Here is a 16,968-nt window from a genome sequence, read left to right as displayed (position 1 = left end):
CGCCGCCGCGCGCAACACCGGCTGGCGGGCGGCGGGCCGCGTGCCCTGGATCGTCTTCCTCGACGACGACGTGGTGCGGGCCCTGGGGTTCGGCGGCGGGGGCCTCCTCGATGATCACGTGGGCGTTGGTGCCGCTGACGCCGAACGACGACACGCCCGCGCGGCGCGGCGCGTCCTCGCGCTCCGGCCACGCGCGGGCCTCGGTCAGCAGCTCGACGGCGCCCGCCGACCAGTCCACGTGCGTGCTGGGCCGGTCGACGTGCAGGGTCCGCGGCAGCAGGCCCTCGCGCATCGCCATGACCATCTTCATGACGCCCGCGGCGCCCGCCGCGGCCTGGGTGTGCCCGATGTTGGACTTCACCGAGCCGAGCCACAGCGGCCGGGTGCGGGGCCGTCCCTGCCCGTACGTGGCGAGCAGGGCCTGGGCCTCGATGGGGTCGCCCAGGGTCGTCCCGGTGCCGTGGGCCTCGACGGCGTCCACGTCGGCGGCGGTCAGGCGGGCGTTGGCGAGGGCAGCCCGGATGACCCGCTGCTGCGCGGGCCCGTTGGGGGCGGTGAGGCCGTTGCTGGCACCGTCCTGGTTGACGGCGGAGCCCCGTACGACCGCGAGGACTTCGTGCCCGTTGCGCCGGGCGTCGGACAGCCGCTCAAGGAGCAGCAGGCCCGCGCCCTCGCCCCAGCCGGTGCCGTCGGCGGCGTCGGCGAAGGCCTTGCAGCGGCCGTCCTCGGCCATGCCGCGCTGGCGGCTGAACTCGACGAACGCCGTGGGCGTGGTCATCAGCGACACGCCGCCCGCGAGGGCGAGGCCGCACTCGCCCTGGCGCAGCGCCTGCGCGGCCAGGTGCAGCGCGACCAGCGACGAGGAGCAGGCGGTGTCGACGGTGACCGCCGGGCCCTCCAGGCCCAGGGTGTAGGACAGGCGGCCGGAGACGACGGCCGCGGTGTTGCCGGTGCCGGAGAAGCCCTCGACGCCCTCGGCGGCCTCGGCGACGACGGCGGTGTAGTCCTGGCCGTTGGTGCCGGTGAACACGCCGGTGCGGCTGCCGCGCAGGCTCAGCGGGTCGATGCCCGCCCGCTCGATCGCCTCCCACGCGGTCTCCAGGAGGAGCCGCTGCTGCGGGTCCATGGCGCGCGCCTCGCGCGGGGAGATGCCGAAGAAGCCCGCGTCGAACTCGTCGGCCGTGTACACGAACCCGCCCTCGCGAGTGTACGTGGTGCCCTGGTGGTCCGGGTCGGGGTGGTAGAGCCCGGCCACGTCCCAGCCGCGGTTCCGCGGGAACGCGGACACGGTGTCCACGCCGTCCCTGACCAGCCGCCACAGCTCCTCGGGGGTACTCGCGCCGCCGGGGAAGCGGCAGCTCATCGCGATGATCGCGACGGGCTCCGCGTCCTTCGACTCGAGTTCGCGCACTCTCCGACGAGTCGTGTGCAGATCCGCCGTCACCTGCTTGAGAAGGCGGCGGATTTTGTCGTCGTTCACCATCTGGCCTAGCTCCTAGAGACAAGTCGGAGAGAGTGGCCCACCGGGGCCGGGCGAGGGTGGCCCGCCGGGGCCTGGTGGGAGTGGCCCGCCGGGGCCCGGTGGGAGTGGCCCGCCGGGGCCGGGCGGGGGCAGTCCGCGGCGGACGGCCCGGGGGCGTCTCGGGCGGGCGGGCTGGTGGTGCCTCGGGCGGGCGGCTGAGGGCGGCTCATCAGGAGATCCCGAACTCCTTGCTGATGAAGTCGAACATCTCGTCGTCCGTCGCGGACTCCAGCTCGTCCACGACCTGGCCGCCCTCCTCGCCGCCCGCGCTGGGGCTGCACCGGTCGAGCAGGACCCGCAGCCGTTCGGCGATCGTGGCCAGCTCGTCCTCCGACGGCGCGCTCTCGGCGAGCCCCAGCTCCAGCGAGTCGAGCTGGCTGAGCAGCGCCGCCGACTCGCCCGCGTCCGGTGCCAGTTCGGCCTTGAGGTAGCCGGCGAGCGCCACGGGCGTGGGGTGGTCGAAGACGAGCGTGGTCGGCAGGGCGAGGCCGGTGGCCGTACCGAGCGCGTTGCGGAGTTCGACGGCGGTCAGGGAGTCGAAGCCCAGCTCCCGGAAGGCGCGGCCGGGCTCGACGCGCTCGGGCCCGGGGTAGCCGAGGACCGTGGCGGCGTGCGTCCGCACCAGGTCCTCCAGGAACCGGTCCCGCTCCGGCCCGGACAGCGCGGCGAGCTGCCGTGCCAGGTCCGGCCCGGCGGCCGAGGCCGCCCCGCCGTCCGCGCGGCCCGCGCGCTCCCGCAGGGCACGGGCTTCGGGCAGGTCCGCGAAGAGCGTGCCGGGGGTGAGGGCCGGGCCGCCGGACAGGTACTGCTCCCAGTCGACGTCGGCGATGACCGTGGTGGTCAGGCCGTGGCCGAGGGCCTGCCCCAGCGCGGCGACCGCGAGCCCCGGCTCCATCGGCGGCACCGCGCCGCCGCGCGCCGCGTCCCCGGCCATGCCGCCGCCCGCCCAAGCGCCCCAGGCGACGGAGGTCGCCGTCAGGCCGTAGGCCCGGCGCCGTTCGGCGAGCGCGTCGAGGGCCGCGTTGGCGGCGGCGTAACTGCCCTGCCCGACCCCGCCGGAGAGCCCGGCGAAGGAGGAGAAGAGCACGAACGCCGACAGGTCGTACCCGGACGTCAGCTCGTCCAGGTGGTACGCGGACTGCACCTTCGCGCGGAACACGGTGGCGAGCCGGTCGGCGTCCAGGCCGTCGAGCACCCCGTCGTCCAGGACACCCGCCGTGTGGAACACCCCGCTCAGCGGCGCCTCCGCAGGAATCGCCTCCAACACCCGCGCCAGCGCCTCCCGGTCGGCCACGTCACAGGCGGCGATGGTCACCTCGACGCCCAAGCCCTCCAGCTCGGCACGGAGTTCGACGGCACCGGGCGCATCCGGACCACGGCGACTCGTCAGCACCAGATGCCGGGCACCTTGAGCCGCCAGCCAACGGGCCACATGCCCACCGACGGCACCCGTACCACCAGTGACGAGCACGGTGCCCTCGGGCACCCACTCCCCCACCTGCGCCGGATCCAGCGCAGCCCGCTCCAACCGGCGCGCGAACACCCCGGCCGACCGCACCGCCACCTGATCCTCCGCCACCTGGCCCTCCGCCGCCCACGCTCCGGCGAGGAGTCCGGCGAGCCCGGCCAGGTCCCGGGCGTCGGCGGTCTCCGGCAGGTCGACCAGGCCGCCCCACAGCCGCGGGTACTCCACGGCCACCACACGGCCGAGGCCCCACAGGGCCGCCTGTGCGGGCCGGGGTGCCGGGTCGGCACCGGCGACGGCCTGCGCGGACCGGCCGGCCAGCCACAGCGGGGCACCCAGGTCCGCGGCGTGCAACGCCTGCACCAGGGTGACCGTCGCGGCCAGGCCGCTGCTGACCCCGCCGCGTACGGCGTGCTCCTCCTCGTCGGCGGCCAGCAGGGAGAGGACGCCGGACAGCGTGCCGTCCGCGGCCGCCGCCTCCTTGCGCAGCCGCTCGGCGAGTTCTTCGCGGCCGGTGCCCTCCGCGCCGGTCACGACCGTGCGCACCTCGGCGCCGTGCCCGCCGAGCGCGGCCTCGACGGCCGCCGCCCAGGCGGCGACGTCCGCGCCGCCGTCCGGCACGACGAGCAGCCACACCCCGTCGAGGCGGGCGGCGGGCGCCTGCCCCAGCGGCTTCCAGGCCACCCGGTAGCGCCACCTGTCCAGCGTGGACGCCTCGCGCCGCTGCCTGCGCCACGACGAGAGGACCGGCAGCACCTCACCCAGGGCCCCGCTCCCAGCGTCACCACCGAGCTCGGCGCTCAACGACTCCAGGTCCTCCCGCTCCACGGCCTCCCAGAACCGCGCCTCCACCTCGTCGGCGGCCACGCCCGTACGAGCGGTGGTGGCGGGAGCCGCCTCCAGCCAGTACCGCTCGCGCTGGAAGGCGTACGTGGGCAGGTCCACACGCCGCCGCGCTTCCACCGGGGCGTACAGCGGCGCCCAGTCGACCTCGATGCCGCGTACGTGCACCTGCGCGAGAGCGGCCAGGAACGTGTCCGCCTCGGGGCGGTCCTTACGTACGGCGGCCACCAGCCCAGCCTGCGCGGCAGGCTCGGTGAGCGTGTCGTGCGCCATCGCGGTCAACACCGCGTCCGGCCCCAGCTCCAGCAGCGTGGAAACGCCGAAGCCGGTCAACGCCCCCAGCCCCTCGTGGAAGCGCACGGCCTCGCGGATGTGCCGCACCCAGTACTCGGGGTCCATCAGCTCTGCGGGCTCGGCCAGCGCACCCGTGAGGTTGGAGACCACCGGAAGCGTCGGCTCCCGGTACGTCAACTCCTGCGCCACACGCCGGAACTCCTCCAGCGCGGGCTCCATCAGCGGGGAGTGGAAAGCGTGGCTGACCTTCAGCCAGCGCACCTTGCGGCCCTGCCCGCGCAGCGTCTTCTCCAGCCCCTTCAGAGCCGCACGCTCACCGGAGAGCACCACCTGCGAGGGGCCGTTGACCGCCGCCACACCCACTCGGTCGGCAAGGTCGCTGACCAGCGGCAGCACCTCGGCCTCCGCCGCCTGCACCGCCAGCATCGCCCCGCCCTCGGGCAGCGCCTGCATCAAGCGACCACGAGCCGCTACGAGTCGCGTCGCATCCTCAAGCGACCACAGCCCGGCCACGTACGCGGCAGCCAGTTCACCGATCGAATGCCCGCCGACCACCTCCGGGCGCACGCCCAAGGACTCCGCCAGCCGGAACAGCGCCACTTCCATCGCGAACAACGCGGGCTGCGCATAGCCGGTCTGCTCAAGCAGGTCGGCATCCGAACCGAACATCACGCTCTGGAGCGAACGTTCTATCCACCCGTCGAAGTACCCACACACCTCGTCCAGCGCATCCGCGAACACCGGGAAGGTTTCATACAACTCCCGGCCCATCCCCAACCGCTGGCTGCCCTGCCCGGTGAAGACAACCCCCAGGCGGCCCTCGACCACCGAGCCGGACACGACCCCCGGGCCGCCGGACGCGACGGACTCCAGCCCGGCCAGGAACTCCGCCCGGTCCCGGCCGAGGACCACAGCACGGTGTTCGAGCGGCGACCGGCCCGAGAGCAGGGACCAGCCCACGTCGACGGCGTCCAGGTGCTCGTCGGCCGCCACGTGCTCGCGCAGGCGCGAGGCCTGGGCCCGGAGGGCGTCGGCGCCGCGGGCCGAGACCAGCCACGGCACCGCCGTGACGGGGGCGACGGGCTCGACGGCGGCCGTGGGCCCGGTCGCCGGGGCCTGCTCCACGATCACGTGGGCGTTCGTACCGCTGACACCGAAGGAGGAGACACCCGCGCGACGCGGCGCGTCCTCCCGCGCGGCCCAGTCCCGGGCCTCCGTGAGCAGTTCGACCGCGCCCGCCGACCAGTCGACGTGGCTGCTCGGCCGGTCCACGTGCAGGGACTGCGGCAGGACGCCCGCGCGCATGGCCATGACCATCTTGATGACACCCGCGACGCCCGAAGCAGCCTGGGTGTGGCCGATGTTGGACTTGATGGAGCCGAGCCACAGGGGCCGGTCCTCCGGGCGCTCCTGCCCGTACGTGGCGATGAGTGCCTGCGCCTCGATCGGGTCGCCCAGCGTCGTGCCCGTGCCGTGCGCCTCGACCGCGTCCACGTCACCGGCCGTCAGTCCGGCGTTGGCGAGCGCGGCCCGGATCACCCGCTGCTGGGACGGACCGTTGGGGGCGGTCAGGCCGTTGCTGGCACCGTCCTGGTTGACGGCGGAGCCCCGTACGACCGCTAGGACCTCGTGGCCGTTGCGCCGGGCGTCCGACAGGCGCTCAAGCAGGAGCAGGCCCACGCCTTCACCCCAGCCCGTGCCGTCGGCGGCGTCGGCGAAGGGCTTGCAGCGGCCGTCGGCGGCCAGGCCCTGCTGCTTGCTGAACTCGTCGAAGGCGGTGGGCGTCGACATGACGGTGACACCGCCCGCCAGGGCCATGTCGCACTCACCCTGCCGCAGCGCCTGCGCCGCCAGGTGCAGGGCCACGAGGGACGACGAGCAGGCCGTGTCCACCGTCACCGCCGGGCCTTCGAGGCCGAAGGCGTACGACAGACGGCCCGAGACCACCGCTCCGGCGCTGCCGGTGAGCAGATAGCCCTCGACGCCCTCGGGCGGCTCCTGGACGCCTTCGCCGTAGCCCTGGTGGCCGGAGCCGATGAAGACGCCGGTCTGGTGGCCGCGTACGGAGGCGGGGGCGATGCCCGCGCGCTCGAACAGCTCCCAGGACGCCTCCAGGAGGAGCCGCTGCTGCGGGTCGATGGACAGGGCCTCGCGCGGCGAGATGCCGAAGAACGCGGCGTCGAACTCGGCGGCGTCGTAGAGGAATCCGCCCTCGGCCCGGTAGGCGCCCGCCCGGGTGTTCTCCCAGCCGCGGTCGGCGGGGAAGCCCGCGATGGCGTCCGTGCCGTCGGCGACGAGCCGCCACAGCGCGTCGGGGCTGGTGGCGCCGCCGGGGTAGCGGCAGCTCATCGACACGATGGCGATCGGGTCGTCGGCGGGCGCGGGTGCCGCGGCGGGGGACGCGGCCTCGCCCGGCGCGTCGCCGAGGGCCTCGCGGCACAGGTGGGCGGCGAGGTCGCGGGCGGTGGGGTGGTCGAAGACGAGGGTCGTGGGCAGTTTCAGGCCGGTGGCGGCGGCCAGGCGGTTGCGGACCTCGACGGCGGTCAGCGAGTCGAAGCCCAGCTCGCGGAAGGCGCGCGTCGGCTCCACGGCCTCGGGACCCGCGTAGCCGAGGACGGCCGCCGCGTGGGCCCGTACCAGTTCGAGGGCCGACCGCCCACGCTCCGCCGCCGGCAGGGCGGCGAGCCGCTCGGCCCACTCGGTACCCGCCACGCGGTCCCGCGCGCCGGTCCCGGCGGCCGGGGCGGTCTCCGGCCCGGCGAGGACGCTCCGCACCTCCGGCAGGTCCCCGAGGAACGGGCTCGGCCGCACCGAGGTGAAGGCGGGCGCGAACCGCTCCCAGTCGACGTCCGCGACGGCCACGAACGTCTCGTCGTACGCCACCGCCTGTGCCAGGGCCGCGACCGCGCGCTCCGGCGCCATCGCCGTCACCCCGAGGCGGCGCAGCGTCTCCTCGGCCTCCTGTCCGGCCATCTCGCTGCCGCCGCCCCACAGGCCCCAGGCGACGGAGGTCGCGGTGAGGCCGCGGGCGCGGCGCTGTTCGGCGAGCGCGTCGAGGTGGGCGTTGGCGGCCGCGTACGCGGCCTGGTTGCCGCTGCCCCACACGCCCGCGTTGGAGGAGAACAGCACGAAGGCGTCCAGTGAGCCGGTGTCGAGGAGCGTGTCCAGATGGGCCGCGCCCGCGACCTTCGCCGCCAGTACGTCGGCGACGTCCGCCGTGGTCGTCCCGGCCAGCGGCCGGTCCTGCCCGGCGCCCGCCGCGTGGAAGACGGAGCGCAGGGTGTGCCCGTCCGCGGCGAGCCGGTCGAGGAGCCCGGCGACCGCGTCCCAGTCGCTGACGTCGCACGCCACGACGGTGACCTCGGCACCCAGCTCCTCCAGTTCCGCCCGGAGTTCGTCGGCGCCCGGCGCGTCGGGGCCGCGGCGGCTGGTCAGGACGAGGTGCTCGACACCCTCGCGGGCCAGCCAGCGGGCCACGTGCCCGCCGACGGCCCCCGTGCCGCCGGTGACGAGCGCGGTGCCGCGCGGCGTCCACTCCGGCTCCTCGCGCCGGTCCTCCGGCAGCGGCGCGTGCGCGAAGCGGCGCACGAAGACGCCCGTGTCGCGCACCGCGACCTGGTCCTCGTCACCGAGCCCCGCGAGCACGGCCGTGAGACGCGCGCCCGTACGGCTGTCGTACGACGGCGGCAGGTCGACGAGGCCGCCCCACCGGTCCGGGTGCTCCAGGGCGGCGACCCGGCCGAAGCCCCACAGCTCCGCCTGGACGGGGCGCACGGCCCGGTCGCCGCGGCCCGTGGCGACGGCTCCGCAGGACGCCACCCACAGGCGAGCGCCGACCCCGGCGTCGCCGAGGGCCTGGACCAGCGCGAGGGTGCCGGCGAGGCCCGCGGACACGGCCTCGTACCCCTCCGCGGCGGACTCGTCGAGCCCGAGCAGCGAGACCACCCCGGCGAGCTCCGCCGCTCCGCCGAGGGCCCGCAGCCGTTCGGCGAGGGTCTCGCGCGTCGCCTCGCCGTCGGCCAGGCGCAGTTCGACGACCTGGGCACCGGCTCGGGTGAGGGCGTCGACGGTGCCGTCCACCCACGGGTGGTCACCCGAGTACTCCGAGTACTCCGCGTTCCCCGGGTTCTCCGGGTTCCCCGCGTTCCCCGCGTTCCCCGGGTTCCCCGGACCTCCCGGGTTCTCGGGCAGGACGACCAGCCACCGGCCGGTGAGCCCGGTGGACGAGAGGGTGGAGGCCGGCTGCGGCTTCCAGGTCACGCGGTAGCGCCAGCCGTCGAGCGTCGACCGCTCGCGGCGCTGCCGCCGCCACGAGGACAGCACGGGCAGGACGGCGCCCAGTTCGGCCGCGGAGTCCTCCGCGATCTCCAGCTCGGCCGTCAGCTCCGCGAGGTCCTCGCGCTCCACGGCCTCCCAGAAGCGCGCCTCGACCTCGTCCGCGGCGGGCGCGGTCCTGCCGCCCGGCGCCTGCTCCTCGGTCAGCCAGTAGTGCTGCCGCTGGAAGGCGTACGTGGGCAGGTCGACGACGGTTCCGGCGCCGGGGTAGAACGCCTTCCAGTCCAGCTCCGCGCCGTGCGCGTGGGCTTGCGCGAACGACGCCGCCAGCCGCTCGGCACCGCCTTCGTCCCGCCGCAGCGAACCCAGAGCGACGGCCGCCCCCTCACGCCCGGCGGCCTCGACGGTGGCCTGCACCGGGACGGTGAGGACGGGGTGCGGGCTCATCTCCAGGAACAGCCCGTGCCCCTCGGCCAGCAGGCCACGGGCGGCGTACTCGAACAGCACCGTCTGGCGCAGGTTGCGGTACCAGTACCCGGCGTCCATGGGCGTGTCCGCGTCCAGCCAGGCCCCGGTCAGCGTCGAGTACAGCGGCACCTCGGCCTGGCGCGGCGACACGTCCGCCAGTGCGTCGGCTATCTGTGCCTCGATCTGCTCGACGTATGAGGAGTGCGAGGCGTAGTCCACCGGGATCGTGCGGGCGCGGATGTCCCGCTCCACACACTGGGCGACCAGCTCCTCCAGGGGCTCGGGCTCACCGGAGACCACCACTTGGGCGGGGCCGTTGACGGCCGCGACCTCGACCCGGCCCTCCCAACCGCTGATCAGCTCGCGTACGTCCGCCTCCGGCAGCGGCACCGACACCATGCCGCCCTTGCCCGACAGCTCGCGAATAGCCAGGCTGCGCAAAGCAACGACCCGGGCCGCGTCCTGCAACGACAGGGCTCCCGCAACGCACGCGGCAGCGATCTCACCCTGACTGTGCCCGACGACCGCAGCAGGCTTCACACCCGCCGCCTGCCACACCGCAGCCAACGACACCATCACCGCGAACAACACCGGCTGCACCACATCGACGCGGTCGAAGTCGGCGCCGCCCAGCTCCTCGAACAGGTCCCAGTCCACGAACTCCGACAGGGCATCCGCGCACTCCCGCATCCGAGCTGCGAACACCGGCGAATCCTCCAGCAGTTGGACCGCCATCCCGGCCCACTGCGACCCCTGCCCCGGGAACACGAACACCGCACGACCGGCCCCGCTCACCGCACGCCCGGTCACCACACCACCGGCCACCACCGCGTCGTCGCCTCGGGCCAGGCCCTGGAGCCGGTCCAGGAGTTCCGCGCGGTCGCGGCCGAGGACGACGCCCCGGTGTTCGAAGCGGGACCGGGTGACCGTCAGGGACCAGCCGACGTCCGTCAGCCCGACCTTGTCGGAGCCGTCGTCGACCGCGTCCGCGAGCAGCCGCTCCCACAGCCGTGCCGCCTGCGCGCGCAGCGCGGCCTCGCTCTTCGCCGAGAGGGCCAGCGGGATCAGGCCCGGTACCACCGACGGCGCGGTGGTGTGCCCGGATCCGTCCGCGGCCTCGGCGGACAGTGCTTCCTCCACCGGCGCCTGCTCCACGATCACGTGCGCGTTGGTGCCGCTCATGCCGAAGGAGGAGACACCCGCACGTCGCGGCCGGCCCGCCTGCGGCGCGGCCCACTCGCGCGCCTCGGTCAACAGCTCGACGGCCCCCGCGGACCAGTCGACCTCGGTCGTCGGGGTCTCGGCGTGCAGCGTCTTGGGCAGGACGCCGTACCGCATCGCCATGACCATCTTGATGACGCCCGCGACGCCCGCGGCCGCCTGCGCGTGCCCGATGTTCGACTTGACCGAGCCGAGCCACAGCGGCTCGCGGTCGTCGGGCCGGTTCCTGCCGTACGTGGCGATGAGCGCCTGGGCCTCGATCGGGTCGCCCAGGGACGTGCCGGTGCCGTGCGCCTCGACCGCGTCCACGTCGGCGGGCGTGAGGCGCGCGCTGGCGAGGGCGGCGCGGATGACGCGCTGCTGGGAGGGTCCGTTGGGGGCGGTGAGGCCGTTGCTGGCACCGTCCTGGTTGACGGCCGAACCCCGCACCACCGCCAGGACCTTGTGGCCCTTGCGGCGGGCGTCGGACAGGCGCTCCAGGACCAGCATGCCCACGCCCTCGCCGACGCCGAAGCCGTCGGCGCCCTCGGCGAAGGGCTTGCAGCGGCCGTCGGCGGCCAGGCCGCGCTGGCGGCTGAACGCGACGAGGGTGTCGGGTGTCGACATGACGGTGGCGCCGCCGGCGAGCGCGAGGTCGCACTCGCCCTGGCGCAGCGCCTGCGCCGCCAGGTGCAGGGCGACCAGGGACGACGAGCACGCCGTGTCCACGGTCACCGCCGGGCCTTCGAGGCCGAAGGAGTAGGCGAGGCGGCCGGAGATGACGCTGGTGGAGTTGCCGGTCATCAGATGGCCTTCGAGGCCGTCGGGGACTTCCCGCACGCTCTCGCCGTAACCCTGGGAGGAGGCGCCGACGAAGACGCCGCCCGTGCTGCCGCGCAGCGTGGCAGGGTCGATCCCGGCCCGCTCGAACGCCTCCCAGGAGGTCTCCAGGAGCAGGCGCTGCTGCGGGTCCATGGCCAGGGCCTCGCGCGGCGAGATGCCGAAGAACGCCGCGTCGAACTCCCCGGCCTCGTGCAGGAAGCCGCCGCCGCGCGAGTACGTGGTGCCTTGGTGGTCGGGGTCGGGGTCGTAGAGGGAAGCGGTGTCCCAGCCGCGCCCCTCCGGCAGGCCGGAGGTGGCGTCGGCGCCCGCGCCGACCAGCCGCCACAGGTCCTCGGGGCTCTCCACGCCGCCGGGGAAGCGGCAGCTCATGGCGACGATGGCGACGGGCTCGTCGGCGGCCGCGCCGCCGTGGCCGGTGGCGGGCGCCGCGGCCTGGGCGGCCGGGGTCTCCTGGGCTTCGTCACCGGCCAGTTCGGCGAGGAGGTGGCGGGCCAGGGCGTGCGGGTTGGCGTAGTCGAAGACGAGGGTGGCGGGCAGGCGCAGGCCGCTCGTCTCCTTGAGGCGGTTGCGCAGTTCGACGGCGGTGAGCGAGTCGAAGCCCAGGTCGCGGAAGGCCCGTCCGGCGTCGACGTCGTCGCCGGAGGCGTAGCCGAGGACGGCGGCGGCCTGGCCGCGCACGTGGTCGAGGAGCGCCCGCTCCCGCTCGTCGTACGGCAGTGCGCGCAGGCGGCGCACCAGGGCGGGCGTGTCACCGTCGGAGCCGTCCCGGCCGGTGAGCGCGCGCCGGGCCGGGCCCTGGACGAGGCCGCTGAGCAGCGGCGGCAGGCGGTGACCGTGCGCGGCGCGCAGCGCGGCGGTGTCGAGGCGCACGGGCACCAGGGCGGCGGCGTCCAGGCCGAGGGCGGCGTCGAGCAGGCCGAGGCCCTGCTCGGTGGCGAGCGGGGCGACGCCGGAGCGGGTCATCCGGTCCAGGTCGTCGGCGGTGATCTGCCCGGCCATGCCGCCGCGTTCGGCCCACAGGCCCCAGGCGAGCGACGTGGCGGGCACGCCCCGGCGGCGCAGGTGCTGCGCGTAGGCGTCGAGGAAGGTGTTGCCCGCGGCGTAGTTGCCCTGCCCGGCGCCGCCGAGGACGCCCGCGACGGAGGAGAAGAGCACGAAGGCGTCGAGCCCGGCGTCGGCGGTCAGCGCGCCCAGGTTGAGGGCGGCGTCGACCTTGGGCCGCAGCACGCGGTCCAGTTGCGCGGGGGTGAGCGAGGCGGTGATGCCGTCGTCGAAGACGCCCGCCGTGTGCACGACCGCGGTCAGCGGGTGCGCGTGGGGTACGCGGGTCAGGGCCGCCGCGAGGGCGTCCCGGTCGGCGGCGTCGCAGGCGACGACGTCGACGGTGGCGCCCAGCTCGGCGAGGTGCGCGGTGAGTTCGGCGGCGCCGGGCGCGTCGGGGCCGCGGCGGCCCAGGAAGAGCAGGTGCCGGACGCCGTACGCGGTGACGAGGTGCCGGGCGACGAGACCGCCGAGGCCGGCGGGGGCGCCGGTGACCAGCGCGGTGCCGTTCGGGTCCGGCGCGGCGGGGGTGGTGGCGGGCTCGCCGACGTCGCGGGTGAGCCGGGGGACGAGCACGGCTCCGGCGCGGATCGCGCACTCGGGCTCGCCGTGCGCGTACGCGGCGGGCAGGGCCCGCAGCGACTCGGGGGCGCCGTCCACGTCGACCAGGACGAACCTGCCCGGCTCCTCGGACTGCGCGGACCGCAGCAGGCCGAGCACGGCGGTGTGCGCCAGGCCGGGCACCGGCTCGCCGGTGCTGACGGCGGCGGCCCCGCGGGTCAGGACGACCAGCCGGGCGTCCGCGAGGCGGGCGTCGGCCAGCCAGGATTGGGTGAGGGCGAGCGCGTCGCGGGTGGCGGCGTGCACGGCGTCGGCTTCGACATCGGTGTCGGGGCCGGTGTCGGGGCCTGTGCCAGTACCAGTACCAGTGTTCGTGCCGGTACCGGTGGCTGCGGCGGGCGCGAGGCCGGTCTCGGCACCGGTTCCCGTGCCGGGGTGAGCCAGGGGGCCCGTGGCCGCGACGACGACGTCCGGTACGGGTGCGGTGCCGTCGGCGACGGCCGCGGAGAGGTCGGCGAGCCCCTCGTACGCGGTGGCGTCGACACCGTCCTCGGCCAGGGCGCGGCACAGCTCCGCCGCGTCCGCGCCGAGCACGGCCCACGTCGACACTGTCGACGCCGTCGGCTCCGGCGCGGCGGTCTGCGGCGGCGCCCAGGTGACGCGGTAGAGGTGCGGCACGCGGGTGCGCCGCGCGGCGAGGTCCTGCCGGGCGTCGACGGTGCGGGACACCAGCGAGCCGATGTGCGCGACCGGCGCCCCGGTGTCGTCGGCGAGCAGGACGGAGACGGTGTCGCCGCCGCTGCCGGAGCGGGTCAGGCGGACGCGCAGGGTCGTGGCCCCGGTGGCGTACAGGGCCACGTCGCTCCACGAGAACGGCAGCCGGGGAGCGCCGCCCTCGGCCCCGGCGCCGTCGGTCCCGGCGTCGTCGGTCCCGGCGTCGTCGGAGGGGTCCTGCGCCAGGTGCGCCGCCTGGAGCGCGGCGTCCAGCAGCACCGGGTGCAGGCCGAACCGGCCCGCCTCGTCGCGCCGGTCCTCGGGGACGCGCACCTCGGCGAACACCTCGTCGCCGCGCCGCCAGGCGGCGCGCAGCCCCTGGAACGCGGGGCCGTACCGCACGTCCGCCGCCGCGAACTCCTCGTACAGGCCGTCGACAGCGACCGCCTCCGCGTCACGGGGCGGCCACGTGGCGAGGCCCGGCTCGGGGGCCTCGGTGGACGCCGTGCTCGCGGTGAGGACGCCGGTGGCGTGCCGGGTCCACGGCTCGGCCTCCGCACCGGTCCCGTCGGACCCCGCCTCGGGCCGTGAGTGGAAGGCGAGCGACCGCCGCCCGGAGGCGTCGGCGTGCCCGACGGTGAGCTGGAGCTGTACGCCGCCCGTCTCCGGGACGACCAGGGGCGTCTCCATCGTCAGCTCTTCGACCAGGTCGCAGCCGACCTGGTCGCCGGCGCGCAGCGCGAGTTCCACGAAGGCGGTCGCGGGCAGCAGCACGGCACCCGCCACGGCGTGGTCGGCCAGCCACGGGTGCGTACGCAGCGAGAGCCGCCCCGTCAGTAGGTGCCCGTCACCGTCCGCCAACGGCACCGCCGCACCCAGCAGTGGGTGCCCCGCGTCGTCCAGCCCGGCCGCGCTGACGTCCCCGGCACCGGGGTCCGCGTGCAGCCAGTAGTGCTGGCGCTGGAAGGCGTACGTGGGCAGGTCGACGACGGTACGTCTACCGGGGAGCAGCGCCGTCCAGTCCAGCTCGGCACCGTGCGCGTGGGCCTCGGCGAGCGAGGCGAACAGTCGGTCGGCGCCGCCTTCGTCGCGGCGCAGCGAGCCCAGGGCCGCGGCAGGGCTGTCGGTCGCGTCGATGGTGGCCTGCACAGGGACGGTGAGCACCGGGTGCGGGCTCATCTCCACGAACAGGCCATGGCCCTCGGCGAGCAGCCCGCGGGTGGCGTGCTCGAACAGGACCGTCTGGCGCAGGTTGCGGTACCAGTAGCCCGCGTCCATGGGCGTGTTGCCGTCCAGCCAGGCGCCCGTGAGGGTCGAGTACAGCGGGATCTGAGCATCCTGCGGGGACACCCCGGCCAGCGCCTCGGCTATCTGCGCCTCGATCTGCTCGACGTACGACGAGTGCGAGGCATAGTCCACCGGAATCGTGCGGGCACGGACGTCCCGCGCCACACACTGGGCGACCAGCTCCTCCAGGGCCTCCGGCTCACCGGATACGACGACCTGGGCGGGGCCGTTGACGGCCGCGACCTCGATCCGGCCTCCCCAGCCGGAGACCAGCTCGCGCACCTCGGCCTCGGGCAGCGGCACCGACACCATGCCGCCCTTGCCCGACAGCTCGCGAATGGTCAGGCTGCGCAGCGCCACCACCCGGGCCGCGTCCCGCAACGACAGCGCACCAGCCACGCACGCGGCAGCGATCTCACCCTGGCTATGCCCGACAACCGCAGCAGGCTGCACACCCGCCGCCTGCCACACAGCAGCCAACGACACCATCACGGCAAACAGGACCGGCTGGACCACATCGACGCGGTCGAACCGCTCCCCGCTCAGCTCCTCGAACAGGTCCCAGTCCACAAACTCGCCGAGCGCTTCCGCGCACTCCCGCATCCGCTCCGCGAACACCGGGGAATCGTCCAGCAGTTGAACCGCCATCCCGGCCCACTGCGACCCCTGCCCCGGGAACACGAACACCGGGCGCACCACACCACCCGGCGCACTCCCCGTCACCACGCCAGGAGCCGCGTTGTCACCCTCGGCCAGACTCCGCAGCCCGGCGAGAAGCTCGTCCCGGTCGCGGCCGAGGAGCACACCCCGCTGGTCGAACCGCGACCGTGCCACCACCAGCGACCAGGCCACGTCGCCCACGCTCACCTCGGGGTGCGCCAGCAGGTGTTCGCGGAGGTGGGCGGCCTGTGCCCGCAGCGCGCTCTCGCTCTTCGCGGAGAGGGCCAGCGGTACGAGGCCCGTCACGGCCTGCGGCGGCGTCACGCCCTCGGTCTCGTCCTCGGGGGCCCGGTCGTCGGCCGCCGGGGCCTGTTCCACGATGACGTGGGCGTTCGTGCCGCTCATGCCGAAGGAGGAGACGCCCGCGCGGCGCGGCCCGCCGCCGTCCCGCGCGGCCCACTCCCGGGCCTCGGTCAGCAGCTCCACGCTCCCGGCCGACCAGTCGACCTCGGAGGTGGGGGCGTCGACGTGCAGCGTCTTGGGCAGCACGCCCGCGCGCATGGCCATGACCATCTTGATGACACCGGCGACACCGGCGGCGGCCTGCGTATGACCGATGTTCGACTTCAGCGAGCCCAGCCACAGCGGCCGGTCGGCCGGGCGCTCCTTGCCGTACGTGGCGATGAGCGCCTGCGCCTCGATCGGGTCACCCAGCGTCGTACCCGTGCCGTGGGCCTCCACGGCGTCCACCTCGGCCGCGGACACCCCGGCGTTCGCCAACGCGGCCTGGATGACGCGCCGTTGGGAGGGGCCGTTGGGGGCGGTGAGACCGTTGCTGGCGCCGTCCTGGTTGACGGCCGAACCCCGGATCACGGCGAGGACCTTGTGGCCGTTGCGGCGGGCGTCCGACAGCCGCTCGACGAGCAGCAGGCCCACGCCCTCGCCCCAGCCGGTGCCGTCGGCGGCCTCGGCGAACGCCTTGCAGCGGCCGTCCATGGCCAGGCCGCGCTGGCGGCTGAACTCCACGAAGGTCTCCGGCGACGACATGACCGTCACGCCGCCCGCCAGGGCCATGGTGCACTCGCCCTGCCGCAGCGCCTGCGCCGCCAGGTGCAGCGCCACCAGCGACGACGAGCACGCCGTGTCGACCGTGACGGCCGGGCCCTGGAGGCCGAGGACGTAGGAGAGGCGGCCCGACATGACGCTGGTGGTGTTGCCGGTCAGCAGGTGGCCCTCGACGCCTTCGGGGGCCTGCCGGACGCCCTCGCCGTACCCCTGGTAGCCGGAGCCGACGAACACGCCGGCGCGGGTGCCCCGGAGCGTGGACGGGTCGATCCCGGCGCGCTCGAAGGCCTCCCAGGCGGTCTCCAGGAGGAGCCGCTGCTGCGGGTCCATGGCCAGGGCCTCGCGCGGCGAGATCCCGAAGAACGCGGCGTCGAACTCGCCCGCGTCGCGCAGGAACCCGCCCTGGCGGGCGTAGAAGGTGCCGTGCTTCTCCGGGTCGGGGTCGTAGAGGGCGTCGACGTCCCAGCCCCGGTCGTCGGGGAGGTCGCCGATGGCGTCGGCGCCGTCGGCGACGAGCCGCCACAGGTCCTCGGGGCCGGTGACGCCGCCGGGGAAGCGGCAGCTCATGCCGACGATCGCGATCGGCTCCCGGGATGCCGCCGCGAGCTGCTGGTTCTGCCGTCGCAGCCGCTCGGTCTCCTTCAGAGACGCGCGCAGCGCATCGACGACCGTGTCCGAAGGCCTCGTCATGTCCGGCTCCACTTTTCGTGCTGCGTCAGGTATCGCTGCA

The 16,968-nt window shown here is 75.3% G+C and carries 2 protein-coding genes; both read right to left on the bottom strand.

Annotated elements, in window-relative coordinates; genetic code table 11:
- Positions 1 to 1,483: beta-ketoacyl synthase N-terminal-like domain-containing protein (locus tag QK440_RS32765; protein WP_282796880.1), on the bottom strand; the 1,483-nt coding region annotated here is incomplete at its 3' end.
- Between the two features lie 208 nt (positions 1,484 to 1,691).
- Entirely contained in the window at positions 1,692 to 16,928 is a 15,237-nt protein-coding gene (locus tag QK440_RS32760) for a type I polyketide synthase (RefSeq protein WP_282796879.1), read from the bottom strand.
- Positions 16,929 to 16,968: the final 40 nt, after the last annotated feature.

The organism is Streptomyces sp. CC224B (assembly GCF_030010595.1).
GTDB classification, from domain to species: domain Bacteria; phylum Actinomycetota; class Actinomycetes; order Streptomycetales; family Streptomycetaceae; genus Streptomyces; species Streptomyces longispororuber.
This window is presented reverse-complemented; position numbering and strand designations above follow the sequence as displayed.